Origin of the sequence: Actinomadura sp., assembly GCF_044508335.1 — a bacterium.
Lineage (GTDB): Bacteria > Actinomycetota > Actinomycetes > Streptosporangiales > Streptosporangiaceae > Spirillospora.
The window spans coordinates 4,902-18,698 of sequence record NZ_JBIQHY010000100.1 but is presented as its reverse complement, the minus strand read 5'-3'; the positions used below and the strand labels follow the sequence as shown (position 1 = coordinate 18,698).

Here is a 13,797-nt window from a genome sequence, read left to right as displayed (position 1 = left end):
GCCTCGGCGCCGCGGGCCAGGTCCTCGGTGATCTCCGGTCCGCTGATGTTGCGCATGTCGGCGATCCAGTCCGGGACGAGCCCGTAGTTCGCGACGCCTTCGGTGTTCAGGTCCCAGGTGCGCTGCCCGGTGCGTTCCCGGTCGAGCACGACGCCGTTGATCGGGGACGTGAACGGGTAACTCAGCGGGTTCGCGGAATTGCCGGTGCGGGGCGGGGGCAGCGCGCCCATGCCGTTCGCGTCCAGGCCGTAGCCGTAGCCGAACGTGTAGCGCGGGTCGCGTGACTGCTTCTTGCGGTTCCATTCCGCGACGAACCGGTCGGCGGCGTTGCCGTAGCCGGCGGCCATCCCGCCGAGCGCGTAGATGCGTCCCATGTAGTGCTCGTCCGTCCAGCTGTGGGACGAGATGACGCCCGAGTAGTGCGCGTTCTCCAGGATGTCGAGTGTCTCGCCGGCGGCCTTGGCGCTCATGTGGTCGATCTCGACGATCATGTGCCGGTCCATCATCCCCTGGATCATGTGGCGGCCGAGGGCGGTCAGGCCCAGGATGTTGCAGTGCGGCGCCTTCGGATAGACCGGCAGCGTGATGCCCGCCTTCCCGAGCCGCCGCAGGATGTCCGCGACCTCGTCGTCCACGGTGGCGGCGGACGCGAGCGTGTTGTCGTGGATGGGGCCGGTGCACGTCTCGGCCTGCCAGAAGCGCCCGGTGGCGAGGAAGTTCCCCGCGTTGACGAGGGCGCCGGTCGTCCCGGAGTCGTAGCGGACGCCGCAGAGCGCGTTGTCGAACTTGTGGCACACGAACATCGAGGAGACGCCGAGCTTCTTCACCTCGTCCAGGCCCTTGTCGATGTCCGCGCGCGTGCATCGCGGGACGCCGTTGACGACGCGGCAGCCGAACGGCTCCGACGTCTCGATGCCGAGGACGACGGCGAGTTTGCCGTCCTGGATGACCCGGCGGGCCTCGGCGGAGTCGCGCACGATGCGGAACCAGCCCTTCCCGGGGCCGCCGTTCTGCGCGTCGATGTACGCCTCCATCTCGCGCATGCGCTGCGCTTCGAGCCGGATGACCGCCATCTCGTCGCACGCGTTGCGCTTGAGCGGGTACAGCTCGCACAGCTGCCGGTTCGCGACCAGGTGGTTGACGAGGACGCGCTGCCCGGCGCGCCAGGAGCGCTCCAGCCACGTGTAGTAGACCTGCTGGTGGGTGCGGGAGTCGTAGGCGGGCCAGTCCTTGAACGTCGGCCAGCCGGTGGGGTCGTGCGTCCCGAAGGGGGTGCCGTGCCGCATGAAGTTCTCGAACCAGGCGAACACCCCGTTCGCGGCGTGGTCGGGGCAGTCGCGCAGCGCCTCCTGGATGCCGCGCTGGTCGAACGGCTTGCCGCAGAGCACCTGCCCGCCGAACGCCTCGTACGACATCAGGTGGCTGTGGGCGTCGAGGTAGCCGCGCACCGCGCCGCTGCCGGCGTGCGCGGGCGGGACGGGGCGGACGGCGAGCAGCAGGGCGGCGATGAGGGCGAGGACGAGGGGGACGTGGAGGGGGACGGGGCGAGGGACGGGGCGGGGGACGCGAAGGGGGACGTGGCGGGGGACGTGGAGGGGGCGTCGGAAGGGCATGCGGCACCTCGACCGGGGGTGGGGTCCACGACTACTCCATCGAGTGAAACACCGATCCGGACGAAAGTGAACAAGCCTCACATTGAGGGAGATGGGCGGGTACCGGTGAGCGGGACGCCCTGCCCCGGCCGGCCGCGCCGCGCTCATCATGGAGGGCTATGAGCGAGCTGACGATCCCGGGATTGCTGGCGCGGGCGGCGGAGGAGTCTCCGGACGCGGAGGCGGTCGTGGACGGCGACGTCCGCGTCACCTACGCGGAGCTCCGCGAACGGGTCCGGGAGGCGACGGCCGCGTTCATCGGCGCCGGCGTCGAGCCCGGCGACCGCGTCTCGATCTGGGCGCCCAACGGGCTGCGGTGGATCGTCACCGTGCTCGGCGCGATGGGCGCCGGCGCGACGCTCGTCCCGCTCAACACCCGCTTCAAGGGCGACGAGGCCCGCTGGCCGCTCTCCAAGGCCGCGGTGAAGGTCCTCTTCGTGGAGGACGGCTTCCTCGGCATCGACTACTCCGGCATGCTCGGGATCGGCGAATCCGGCGGCGCCCCCGGCCTGCCCGCCCTCGAAACGGTCGTCACGTTCGGCGCGTCCGCGCGCCCCGGCGTCCTCGGCTGGGACGAGTTCCTCGCCAAGGCCGCGCCCGCCGAGGAGGCCGACGCGCGCGCCGCGGCCGTCCGGCCCGGCGACACCGCCGACATCCTGTTCACGTCCGGGACGACCGGCAAGCCCAAGGGCGCCATCGTCACGCACGAGCAGAACGTCCGCACCTACGCCGCGTGGACGGGGCGCACCGGCGTCAAGGCCGGCGACCGGTACCTCATCGTCAATCCGATGTTCCACTCGTTCGGCTACAAGGCGGGCGTCCTGGCGTGCGTGCTGAAGGGCGCCACGATGGTGCTCCAGCGCACGTTCGACGTCCCGGAGACGCTGCGGCTGATCGAGCAGGAGAGGATCACCGTCCTGCCCGGCCCCCCGACGATCTACACCTCGCTGCTGGACGCCCCCGGCCGCGGCGAGCGCGACCTGTCGTCGCTGCGGCTCGCGGTGACCGGCGCGGCGGACGTGCCGGTCGCGCTGGTCCGGCGCATCCGCGCGGAACTGTTCCCGCAGGTCGTGACCGCGTACGGGCTGACCGAGTCGTCCGGCACCGTGTCGGCGTGCTCGGTGGACGACGATGCCGAGACCATCGCCACCACCTGCGGCAAGGCCATCGAGGACGTGGAGATCGCGATCGTCGACGAGAAGGGCGAGCGGGTCCCGCCCGGCACGGACGGCTCGGTCCTCGTCCGCGGCTACAACGTGATGAAGGGCTACCTGGACGACCCCGCGGCGACGGCCGAGGCGATCCGCGACGGCTGGCTCGACACCGGCGACCGGGGGCGGCTCGACGAGCGCGGCAACCTCACCATCACCGGGCGGACCAAGGAGATGTTCGTCGTCGGCGGGTTCAACGTGTACCCGGCCGAGGTCGAGGACGTCCTCGCCCGGCACGACGCCGTCGCCGAGTCAGGCGTCACCGGCGTCCCCGACGAGCGGTTGGGCGAGGTCGCGCGCGCCTACGTGCGGCTGCGCCCCGGCCGGCGGGCGACCTCGGACGAGCTGATCGCGCACTGCCGGGAGCGGCTCGCGAACTTCAAGGTCCCCCGGGAGGTCGTCTTCGTGGACGACCTCCCGAAGACCGCGTCCGGCAAGGTCCGCCGCGTGGAGCTCAAGGAGTTCACAGAGCGGCGATGACGCGGGCCCGGTGCTCGGCCACCGTGCCCCAGGCCGAGTACAGCGCGCGGGCCTTGCGGATCCACAGCGACGGGTCGTACTCGTCGGTGTAGCCGATCGCGCCGTGCACCTGCAGGGCGGTCCTGGCCGTCCCGTAGGACGCCTCCGACGCGGCGACCTTCGCGGCCGACACGTCCCGGGCGAAGCCGGGCGTCCCGTACGACAGCGCCGCCCCGTACACGAGCGGCCGCGCGAACTCCAGCTCGACCATCGCGCCCGCCAGCCGGTGCTTGATCGCCTGGTACTCGCCGATCGGGCGCCCGAACTGCCGCCGCGTCCTGGCGTAGTCCACGGACACGTCCAGCAGCGCCCGCGCGAGCCCGATCTGCTGCGCCGCGCACAGCAGTGCGCCGAAGTCGGTGAACCCGCCGCCGCCCTCCACCCGGAACAGCCGCCGCGCCGGGTCCAGCGACGCGAGCGCCTCGCCGGCCTTCCGCTCCACCTTGTCGGCGGTCAGCACGAGGTCGGCGACGTCGGCGTCCAGCGCGTGCGGGACGGCCAGCGACACGATCGCCTCGCCCTCCGCGATCCGCGGCAGCCACGGCGACTCGCCGAGCAGCTCGGCGGCCGCGAGCGTCTCCACGTACGGGCCGGGCGCCGCCGCCCGGCCCAGCTCCTCCGCCGCGACGGCCAGCTCGACCGGCAGCGGCCCGGCGCCGCCGAACTCCCCCGGCACCGCGACCGCGAACACCCCGGCGTCCGCGACCGCCGCCCACAGCGCGCGCCCCGGCCCCGCGTCCCCGGCCGCCCACGCCCGCGCGATCTTCGCGGTGCCCGCGTCGGCCAGCAGCCTGCGCAGCGTCTCGCCGAACATCCGCTGCTCGGCGTCCAGGACGAACCTCACCGCGACCCCCTCGGCAGGCCGAGCAGCCGCTCGGCGATCACGTTGCGCTGGATCTCGTTGGTGCCCGCGTAGATCGGGCCGGCCAGCGAGAACACGTAGTTCTCCAGCCACTCCGACGCCAGCTCCCCGTCCGGGCCGAGCAGGTCGAGCGCGGTCTCGTGCAGCGCGACGTCCAGCTCCGACCAGAACACCTTGTTCAGGCTCGACTCGGCGCCGATGTCGTCGTCACGCGAGATCGTCTCGAAGCCCTTGAGCCGGTAGGCGCGCGACTTGATCCACGCGTCGGCGACCCGGTCCCGCAGCGCCGTGTCGGACGGGTCGGCGCGCTCCCTCCACAGCTCGACGAGCCGCTCGGCCGCCGCCGTGAACCGCCCCGGGCTGCGCAGCGTCAGCCCCCGCTCGTTCCCCGCCGTGGACATCGCGACCCGCCACCCGTCGCCCGGCGCGCCGATGACGTCCTCGTCCGGGACGAACACCCCGTCGAGGAACAGCTCGGCGAACGCGGGCTTGCCGTCCAGCCGCCCGATCGGACGCACGGTCACGCCCTCGGCGTCCAGCGGGAACATCAGATAGGTCAGGCCCCTGTGCCGCTCGGATCCCGGATCGGAGCGGAACAGCCCGAAGCCCCTGTCGGCGAACGCGGCCCGCGAGCTCCACGTCTTCTGCCCGTCCAGCAGCCAGCCGCCGTCCGTCCGCGTCGCGGTGGAGCGCAGTGCCGCGAGGTCGCTGCCCGCGCCCGGCTCCGACCACGCCTGCGCCCAGATCACCTCGCCCGCCGCCATCGGCGGCAGGATCCGCGCGAGCTGCTCCGGCGTCCCGTGCTCCAGCAGCGTCGGGGCCAGCAGGTTGATGCCGTTCTGGCTCACCCGGCCGGGCGCGCCCGCCGCGTAGTACTCCTCCTCGAAGATCAGCCACTGCAGCACCGGGACGCCGCGGCCGCCGTACTCCTCCGGCCACGACACCGCGCCGAGGCGCGCCGCGCCGAGCGTCCGCTCCCACTCCCGGTGGGCCGCGAACCCCTCCTCGGTCTCCAGCGAGGGCAGCGGCTCCGCCGGGACGTGCGCGCGGAGCCACTCCCGCACCTCGGCGCGGAACGCCTCGTCCGCCGCCCCGAACTCAAGATCCATGGGAACCTCTTTCTAACAACTGTTTGGTAGGGTAACTCTCCTTTCCCGTGACCGACGCCGTCTCCCGCCCAGTGAGATCGGGCGCTAGGGGATCCGCCCCACGCCGCAGAAGGCGTCCACCTCGGGCGGCTCGCCGAACGGGGACGGCTCGGGGCGCCAGCGCGACACCGGCACCACGCCGGGCTCCAGCAGCTCCATGCCGGTGAAGAACCCGGTGATCCGCTCGGGGGAGCGGAGGTTGTAGGCGACCCCGCCGGCCTCGACGTAGCGGGCGATCGCGCGGGCGCGGGCGGTGTCGTCGGCGCCGTCCCCGCCGGGCGACCCGAAGACGTTCGTCCCGTCGTTGACCACCACGTGGCTGCCGGGCGCGAGCGGAGCCACCAGCCGGGCGAGGACGCCCTCCGGGTCCTCCTCGTCGGTGAGGTGGCCGAGGATGCCGAGCAGCAGCAGCGCCACCGGCCGGTCGAAGTCGAGGGTCTCGGCGGCCTTCTCCAGGATCGCCTCCGGCTCGCGGATGTCGGCGTCGAGGTAGGCCGTGGCGCCCTCCGGGGTGGACGTGAGCAGCGCGCGGGCATGGGTGAGGACGAGCGGATCGTTGTCGGCGTACACGATCCGCGCGTCGGGCGCGACCCGCTGCGCGACCTCGTGGGTGTTGTCGACCGTCGGGAGCCCGGTGCCGATGTCGAGGAACTGCCGGATACCGGCCTCGCCCGCCAGGTACCGGACGGCGCGGCCGAGGAACGCCCGCGAGTGCCGGGCGATGTCCTTCTGCTGGGGGAAGATCCGCACGAACTCGTCGCCGACCTCCTGGTCGATGGGGTAGTTGTCCTTGCCGTCCAGCCAGTAGTTCCAGATGCGCGCCGAGTGCGGGACGGACGAGTCGATCTCCGGGTGGTCGGCCATGGGATTCCTCCAACACCGAGATTTCGTGATGTGTGGCGATCCTACGTTTTGCGCCCTCGCTCTTTCCTCTGTCCGAGACGGCGGGTGTCGGGGAAGGCGGGTGTCGAAGACGGCGGGTGTCGGAGAGGGCGGGCCGATGGTTAAGATCGCGCTCTAGAATCGCGTTCGGAGTCCCGGGAGGGCCCATGGCGAGGATCATCGAGCACGGCACCTGGAAGCTGGAGCCCGCCGACGAAGGCCTTCACGAACCCGGCCCCGAACCGCTGTGGAACGAGTCGTACTACTTCGACTTCGCCGCCCCCGACGGCTCCGTCGCCGGCTACGTCCGCCTCGGCCTCTACCCCAACTGGGACCGCGCCTGGTACTGGGCCGCGCTGGTGCGCCCCGGCCGCCCGACGCTCCTCATCGCCGACAACGACGCGCCGCTGCCCGAACCGGGCACGACCGACGTCCAAACCGGGACCTACACGGCGACCCAGCAGATCACCGACCCCTTCGGCCCGGCCCGGGTCGTGCTGACCGGCACCGCCTCCGCGCTGTCCGACCCCGCCGAGACCACGGGCCTCTCCTTCGACCTGCGCTGGGACACCGCCGGAGGCGTCTACCCCTACAAGGACATCCCGCGCTACGAGATCCCCTGCACCGTCACCGGCCTGGTCAGCGTCGGCGGCGAGAAGATCGGCATCGACGCGCACGGGGAACGCGACCACAGCTGGGGCGAACGCGACTGGTGGAAGGTCTCCTGGCTCTGGACGTCCGGCCGCCTGGACGACGGCACGTTCGTCCACGGCATGCAGGCCAACATCGGCTTCCCGCTCGCCTGGCCGTGCTTCGCCGTCCCGCCGGGCGGCGACATCGAGCACCGCGCCGGCTTCTCCGCCGAGACGACCTTCGCCGGCGGCCTGCCCGCCCGCTCCGACCTCCGCTTCCCCGGCGCCCCCATGACCGTGACCCCGGTGGAGTTCGCGCCCGTCGCCGTCACCTCGCCCGACGGCCGCGAGGCCCGCTTCCCCCGCGCCCTGTGCCGCTTCGAGACCGAGGACGGGCGCACCGGGCACGGCTGGACGGAGTGGCACCAGCCGCCCGGCTGGGAGGACCACGGCTGGACCCACCTCACCGAGGAGACCGCATGACCGTCTCAGGCGCCGGCGACCTGACCGCGTCCTGGCTGTCCGACGCGCTCGGAACGAGGGTCGCCGCCGTCCGGACCGAACCCGTCGGCACCGGCCGGGTCTCCGACAGCCTGCGCCTGCACCTCACCTACGCCGACGAGACGTCCCTCCCGCCCACCATGGTCGCCAAGGTCCCGGCGGCGGACCCGTCCAGCCGCGCCGCCGCCCGCGCCATCCGCACCTACGAGGTCGAGGCGAGCTTCTACTCCGAGATCGCGCACTACTTGGACGCGGGCATCCCCACCTGCTACTTCTCCGCCTACGACCGCGAACGCGACGAGTACGCCGTCCTCCTCGCCGACCTGGCGCCCGCGCGGCCCGGCGACCAGCTCGCCGGCATCGCCCCCGAGGACGCCGCCGCCGCGATCGCCGAGATGGCCGCCCTGCACGCCGCAGGCTGGGACGCCCCCGGCCTCGCGGCCCTGCCCTGGCTCAACCGGCACGACGCCGACTCGGCCGCGTTCACCGCCGCGCTGGTCACCGACCTCTACACCGGCTTCAAGGACCGCTACGCCGCCGACCTCGCCCCCGAGGTCATCGCGCTCATCGAGGACTTCCTCCCCTCCATCGCCGCCTACCTGACCGCCCGCGAAGGCCCGCTCACCCTCGTCCACGGCGACTTCCGCGCCGACAACCTCCTCTTCGGCGGCCCGCGCGCCGCCGTCCTGGACTGGCAGACCGTCATCTACGGCCCCGGCCTCGCCGACCTGTCGTACTTCCTGGGCTCCAGCCTCCCCGTCGAGGTCCGCCGCGCCCACGAGAAAGACCTGGTGGAGCGCTACCACACCGCCCTGACCGCCAGGGGCGTCCCCCTCTCCTGGGACGACTGCTGGACGGCCTACCGCCTCCACACCTTCCACGGCATAGTCATGGCGATCGGCGCCTCCATGCTCGTAGAACGCACCCCACGCGGCGACGAGATGTTCCGCACCATGACGACCCGCCACGCCCACCACGCCCTGGACCTGAACTCCCTAGCCCTGACCCCCTGAGCCTTTGGTGCTCATGTGACCGTGGCGGGTCCAGGCCGCATCCGGCCATGCCGCTGACTTAGTGGTCATCTAAGGTGGTCGCATCGGTTTAAGAGGCATTCACGTAGGAAAGCTTCACACACAGAGCTAGGATGGATTCAGCTCCCGAGTTGAGGTGTTCGTCATGTTGCTGAGGTTTCGCGGAGCGAACCACAGATCGTTCCGTGGCGAGTTCGAACTCTGGACGGCCGCCAGCCGCTTCAATGTCGATTCCGCCCGTCCTGCGGATCTTGCCGATGATCCGGATGCGGCGTACCTGCCGGCCGTCGTGATCTACGGGGCCAACGCCTCCGGCAAGTCCAACGTCCTGCACGCGATGCGGTGGATGCGGGGTGCCGTGTTGGGGTCGGTGGACAAGTGGTCGTCCCTGGACGCCATCCCCCGCGAGCCGTTTGCTCTCGACCCGGAGGCTCTGGACGAGACCTCGCTATACGAGGTCAACATCGTTCTGGACGGCGACCGCTACGTCTATGGGTTCGAGGTCTCTGACGAGCGTGTCGAGTCGGAATGGCTGCATGCGTACCCGCACGGGCAATCGCGCAGACAGGTGTGGTTCGAGCGCGACGCGGACAAGAAGGACCCGTTCAAGTTCCCCGGGGAGGGGCTGAAGGGAGACAAGGAGCTTCTCGTTCCGAGGACCCGCCCGAACGCGCTGTTTCTCACCGTGGCCGCCGCGTTCAACCACCCGTACCTTGGGCCGATCCATGACTGGTTCAAGAGCAATCTGTGGTTCATCGGTGACGATGACGAAGGGGCGCGCAGCGGGTTCACCGGCAGGAAGCTCCAGAATCCGGCCGTCAAGGACCGGCTGAAGCGCCTGCTCGAGGTGGCCGACCTCGGTGTGGACGGGGTCAACCTCGAACAGGGCGAGCGCGGCATGAAGGTCCGGCTGTCCCATCGTGGCAGGCAGGGCAGCGTTCCGCTCGATTACCACCTGGAATCGAAGGGAACGCGTGCATGGTTCGCGTTCCTGGGGCCGATGTTCGAGGCTCTGGACACCGGTGCTGTTCTGCTGGTCGACGAGCTGGACGCCAGCCTGCACCCGCTGGTGGCCGCTGAGGTCCTGCGAATCTTCCGTGACCCTGCGGCCAATCCGAACAACGCGCAACTGGTGTGCACGAGCCAGGACGTGTCTCTGCTGGGCAACTTGCACACCTTCCCGCCGCTGGAGCGAGACCAGGTCAGGATCGTCGTCAAGAACCGCGTCGGTGAATCCGAGATCTATCCGCTCACGGATGCACGTCCTCGCAAGAGCGAGGCGCTCGACAAGCGTTACCTCGCCGGTGCCTACGGGGGTGTGCCGCGCTTGACCGAGGGAGAAGCGGCCGAGGTCCTCGGCTTAAGCGATGCAGAGGCGTGCGCATGACTCCCAAGAGGAAGAGAAGGGGCATTCCTCAGGGGAGTACCTCATCCTCTCCGCCCGGGCCGGGCCGGGATCAGAGGCGCCTCGTGGTGACGGTCGTGTGCGAGGGCAAGACGGAACGCAACTACCTCGAGCGGATCCACGACGAGGCCGGCCAAGACAGCCGTTTCGTGCTGCACTTCGATCCGCACGCCCAGCCCGGCAAGGGCTTCAAACCGGCCGAGGCGGTCGACCGTGCGATCGACGTCCAGCACAGGACCGCTCGAAGCGCACAGGAGAACGAAGAGGAAGAAGAGGAGAACAGCGGACCAGAACAGTACGTGTGGGCGGTGTTCGACCGAGACCAGCACAACGACGTTGACGAGGCCATACGGAGGGCTCACAAGAATGGAGTCGAGGTAGCCTTCTCCACTCCTTCGTTCGATCTGTGGCTGCTCCTGCACTTCGCTTCCGGGCCACCGGCGAACGTGTCGAGTGACAACAAGCTGCTGGTTCGCAGGCTGAACGCAGTCCAGCACTTCGAGCGCTACGGAAGGAGCAGCGGTGGCAAGGGCAGCGATTCGAAACCGAAGATCCTCAACGAAGCGCAGCTCACCGCTCTGTGGACGAAGCGCGGTAACGCGGTGAGGCTGGCCCGCCAACTCGTCGACCGCTGTTCGAGTGGACGGTGCCGGGCGGCCACGAGAAAGGCTGAGCGGGGCCACGACCCGACTTGCGATCCGTTGAAGCGCGACACCCAGACCGACTTCTACCGGTTGCTCGAACTGCTCGGCGTCGACGACCGCGACAGCGCCGCTGGGAGGCGAGGCCGTGGCTGAGGTGACGACCCTTCACCAGGTGAAGGCGCTGCTGCTCGATGCGGCGTCCCAGCTCGGGAAGGTCGATGTCGCGGCACGCCGGAACTACGTCTCCGCCCTGCTCCTGCTCAAGCGAAGCTCTGACGTGTTCGCCGAGGCCAGCGCCCGCGTGCACGCTCGGGAACTCGCACGCACGGGCGACGAGGCCGAGGCGGCCGAGGCGGCCGGCGACCCGGACGAGTACATCGAGGAAGTCTTCGTGCCGCCGGAATCGTCCTGGCCGCGGCTGCTCGGCTCGACCCGCATGGTGGGCGAGGCGCTGAACGGCGCGCTGGGCGGCTTGGAGGAGTACAACGCCGACCTCGCCGGAATCCTGACCCACATCGATTTCAACAGGACCCCCGGCGGGGCGCGCCTCAACGATGAGACGCTGACCGGCCTGATCAGGGCGTTCGACGAGGTGTCGCTCCGGGACGCCGACCTGGAGTTCCCCGGGCTGATCGGCGACGCCTACGAGGCGTTGCTGGCCGAGCTCGCCGGCTCGGCCGGGTTGAACAGCGGCGACATGTACACGCCGGGGTCGATCGTCCGGCTGATGGTCCGGCTCGCGGAGCCCGCGCCGGGCCAGGCCGTCTACGACCCGTGCGCGGGGTCCGGCGGCCTGCTCATCCAGGCGCGGCAGTTCGTCGCCGACCACTACCCCGGCAGATCGGGGCATCTGGCGTTGGCGGGGCAGGAGGTCTCGGCGCTCCAGTGGGTGAGCGCGCGGCTCAACCTCCTCTTCCACGGGATCCGGGACGCCGACGTCCAGCTCGGCGACACGCTCTCTGACCCCAGGCACCGTGCGGGAAAGGGAGTCAAGCGGTTCGACCGCGTCCTGTCCAACCCCGAGTTCTCGGTCTCCTATGACGCCGCGGCGGTCGCGGCCAAGGACCTCGGGCGGTTCCGCTACGGGACGGGCCCCAAGTCCGCCGACCTGATGTTCGTGCAGCACATGGTCGCGTCCCTCGCCGAGCAGGGGCTCGCGGTCACGGTCATGCCGCACGGGGTGCTCTTCCGGTCCGGGCGCGAGCAGGCGATCCGGCGGGAACTGCTGGAGAACGACGTGATCGAGGCGATCATCGGCCTCGGCCCGCAGTTGTTCGCCGGGACGGGGATCCCCGCCTGCCTGATGCTGCTGCGGTCCCCGGGCGGGAAACCCCCGGGGCGGCGCGGCCGGATCCTGGTCGTCAACGCCGACCATGAGTACCGGGCCGGACGGACCCGCAACCACCTGGGCGAGGAGCACATCGAGAAGATCGGCACGGTCTGCCGGGAGTGGCGGGAGGTCGGCGGCTTCTCGCGGATCGTGACCACCGGGGACGTGCTGGCCGATGACGCCAACCTGAACATCCGCCGGTGGGTCGACAACACGCCGCCCCCGGAACCGCAGGACGTGAGCGGACACCTGTACGGGGGGATACCGGCCGCGGAGGTCGATTCCCTGCGTCCCGCCTTCGCGGCCTTCGGCCTGGACGCCGGCGACTTCTTCGTCCCGCTGGATGACGGCTATCTCGACTGTCCGCCGGGCGGGCCCGCCGAGGCCGCGGAGCGGATCGAGCGACTGGCCGGGCAGGAGGTGGAGAAGCTGCGGCGGCGTTGCCGCACCTGGTGGGACGACGAAGGCGGGGTGCTGCTGAAGCTGACGGGGCGCGGGCCGATGGCTGCGAGAGAACGGCTCGTCGCCACGTTCGGCAGGGCCCTGGAGCCGCAGCGAATCCTGGACGAGTTCGTGCTGACCGGCCTGGTCGCGCAGTGGTGGATCGACCACCGGGAAGAGGTGCAGGCGCTCGCCGCGGGCGGCCCGAAGCGGGTCGCCGGGAGCTGGGCCGCCTCTGTGGAGGCGAAGATGCGGACGTTGCGCGGCCGCGGCTCACGCGGTTCGCCGGCGGAGTGGCGGGAGGTGCTCGAGCATCCGCTCACCCGCCGCTCGTTCGCCGGCCACCTCGAAGCGCTGAAGATTTTCGAAGAGCAGTACATGGAGCTGGACGCCCGCGTGAAGGGCCTCTCGGAGGCCGAGGAGGATGAGGATCGTAAGGCGCGGGAGGCCGAGCGGAGGCGTCTAAGCAAGAGGCGGACGGAAGCTCGCCGGCAGTTCGACCTGGTGGCGGGCAGGCTGGCCGAGGAGTACCTGCGCACGGTCACCGACATGCCGGATGAGGAGGCGGAGCGCGTCGTCCTCGGCATCCTGGGCGAAGACCTGTTCGCCCGGTTCGGCGCCCGCCTGGCGGACGCTCTGCGCGGCCTGCTCGACGGATACCGGGCCGTCGCCAGCAAGTACGAGGTGTCGCTGGAGCAACTGGAGACCGAACGGGACGAGGCCGCGGCCCGTCTGACCGAGCTTTTGACCGGACTCGGCTACCCCCGGCGTGTTAAGCGGAGAATGCCCGAAAAGCCTGCCCTGTCGTAGCTACAGTACCGGAGGGAACCTCCGAGGGGGCAGGGTGAACAGCCGGTACTGGTCGACGGATCGCCTCGCAGAGCTGCTCGCGGACCGGCTCGGCTGGCCGCCGCCGGTTGACTGCTCTCTTGACGAGAGCGGCCCCTTCACCCGGGACGAGCTCGCCGGCGGCATCGACCGTGACCGCTTCCTGGCGGCGGTGCGCCGCCTCAATACCGGGCCCGGCGGTGAGCCCTGGCTGGACGAACCTCGGCTCGCGCAGGTCTGGGACGCCGTGACCAGAATCGGCGACGGCCTGAGCAGCGGCAACGAGGACTTCTTCAAGCTGCTGCTGTCCGGTGTGGTGGTCGACGCCCCGCCGTGGATGCAGGGCGCGCGCACGCGCGTCGTCCGGCTCGTCGCCTGGGACGACCCCGACGCCAACGACTGGCTCGTCGCGACGCACGTCCCCATTCGTCGTCCCGGCTACACGGGGGTGCCGACGGTCGAGCTCGACTTCGTCGTCCTGTGCAACGGCATCCCCTTCGTCGTGGGCGCGTGCTCCGGGCCCGACAGGACCGACGGCGTCACCGGCGCCATCGACCGGCTGCGGGTCCTTTCGGGAGAGCGCCGCCTGGTGCCGGACCGCTCGGTCCCAGGTCTGTTCCGCTACGTCCAGCTCCTCGTCGCCGTCGACGACGAGCGCGCCAAACTGGGGACCGTCACGTCCCTGCCCGAGCATTTCGCCGAATGGCGCAG

General features: G+C 70.8%; 11 protein-coding genes. 7 read left to right on the top strand and 4 right to left on the bottom strand.

What is annotated here, in order from left to right; translation table 11 throughout:
• Positions 1-1,613 (bottom strand): hypothetical protein (locus ACIWVC_RS26565; RefSeq protein ID WP_396454725.1); only part of this gene is annotated, 1,613 nt, incomplete at its 3' end.
• Positions 1,614-1,771: 158 nt separating this feature from the next.
• On the opposite strand from ACIWVC_RS26565, the gene ACIWVC_RS26560 reads away from it, so the two are divergent.
• Complete coding sequence (locus ACIWVC_RS26560; protein WP_396451405.1) at positions 1,772-3,343, top strand: FadD3 family acyl-CoA ligase; 1,572 nt, start codon at positions 1,772-1,774, stop codon at positions 3,341-3,343.
• Here ACIWVC_RS26560 and ACIWVC_RS26555 read toward each other — a convergent pair.
• From ACIWVC_RS26555 to ACIWVC_RS26545, 3 genes are all read right to left on the bottom strand, one after another.
• Entirely contained in the window at positions 3,327-4,226 is a 900-nt protein-coding gene (locus ACIWVC_RS26555; RefSeq protein ID WP_396451404.1) for an acyl-CoA dehydrogenase family protein, read from the bottom strand. The genes ACIWVC_RS26560 and ACIWVC_RS26555 overlap by 17 nt on opposite strands.
• Positions 4,223-5,353, bottom strand: a complete 1,131-nt coding sequence (locus ACIWVC_RS26550; RefSeq protein WP_396451403.1) for an acyl-CoA dehydrogenase family protein — start codon at positions 5,351-5,353, stop codon at positions 4,223-4,225. Before ACIWVC_RS26550 ends, ACIWVC_RS26555 begins: the two co-directional genes overlap by 4 nt.
• A gap of 84 nt (positions 5,354-5,437) precedes the next feature.
• Positions 5,438-6,256: an SAM-dependent methyltransferase gene (locus tag ACIWVC_RS26545; RefSeq protein ID WP_396451402.1), complete on the bottom strand. Its 819-nt coding sequence runs from the start codon at positions 6,254-6,256 to the stop codon at positions 5,438-5,440.
• Between the two features lie 185 nt (positions 6,257-6,441).
• On the opposite strand from ACIWVC_RS26545, the gene ACIWVC_RS26540 reads away from it, so the two are divergent.
• From ACIWVC_RS26540 to ACIWVC_RS26515, 6 genes are all read left to right on the top strand, one after another.
• Entirely contained in the window at positions 6,442-7,389 is a 948-nt protein-coding gene (locus tag ACIWVC_RS26540) for a hypothetical protein (RefSeq protein ID WP_396451401.1), read from the top strand.
• Positions 7,386-8,420 (top strand): phosphotransferase, encoded by a 1,035-nt coding sequence (locus ACIWVC_RS26535; protein WP_396454724.1) that lies wholly within the window; start codon positions 7,386-7,388, stop codon positions 8,418-8,420. Before ACIWVC_RS26540 ends, ACIWVC_RS26535 begins: the two co-directional genes overlap by 4 nt.
• A 163-nt stretch (positions 8,421-8,583) precedes the next feature.
• On the top strand, positions 8,584-9,825 hold the full coding sequence (locus ACIWVC_RS26530) for an ATP/GTP-binding protein (RefSeq protein WP_396451399.1): 1,242 nt from the start codon (positions 8,584-8,586) through the stop codon (positions 9,823-9,825).
• A gap of 83 nt (positions 9,826-9,908) precedes the next feature.
• A complete protein-coding gene (locus tag ACIWVC_RS26525) occupies positions 9,909-10,640 on the top strand; it encodes an RloB family protein (RefSeq protein WP_396451398.1) in 732 nt (243 codons plus the stop codon).
• Positions 10,633-13,068, top strand: a complete 2,436-nt coding sequence (locus ACIWVC_RS26520) for an N-6 DNA methylase (RefSeq protein WP_396451397.1) — start codon at positions 10,633-10,635, stop codon at positions 13,066-13,068. Before ACIWVC_RS26525 ends, ACIWVC_RS26520 begins: the two co-directional genes overlap by 8 nt.
• A gap of 34 nt (positions 13,069-13,102) precedes the next feature.
• A partial coding sequence (locus ACIWVC_RS26515; RefSeq protein WP_396454723.1) for a type I restriction endonuclease occupies positions 13,103-13,797 on the top strand: 695 nt, incomplete at its 3' end.

Coding starts and splice junctions, on each gene's coding strand:
- ACIWVC_RS26545 (WP_396451402.1), bottom strand. CDS start 6,256: ATGGCCGACCACCCGGAGATCGACTCGTCCGTCCCGCACTCGGCGCGC.
- ACIWVC_RS26560 (WP_396451405.1), top strand. CDS start 1,772: ATGAGCGAGCTGACGATCCCGGGATTGCTGGCGCGGGCGGCGGAGGAG.
- ACIWVC_RS26530 (WP_396451399.1), top strand. CDS start 8,584: ATGTTGCTGAGGTTTCGCGGAGCGAACCACAGATCGTTCCGTGGCGAG.
- ACIWVC_RS26535 (WP_396454724.1), top strand. CDS start 7,386: ATGACCGTCTCAGGCGCCGGCGACCTGACCGCGTCCTGGCTGTCCGAC.
- ACIWVC_RS26540 (WP_396451401.1), top strand. CDS start 6,442: ATGGCGAGGATCATCGAGCACGGCACCTGGAAGCTGGAGCCCGCCGAC.
- ACIWVC_RS26550 (WP_396451403.1), bottom strand. CDS start 5,353: ATGGATCTTGAGTTCGGGGCGGCGGACGAGGCGTTCCGCGCCGAGGTG.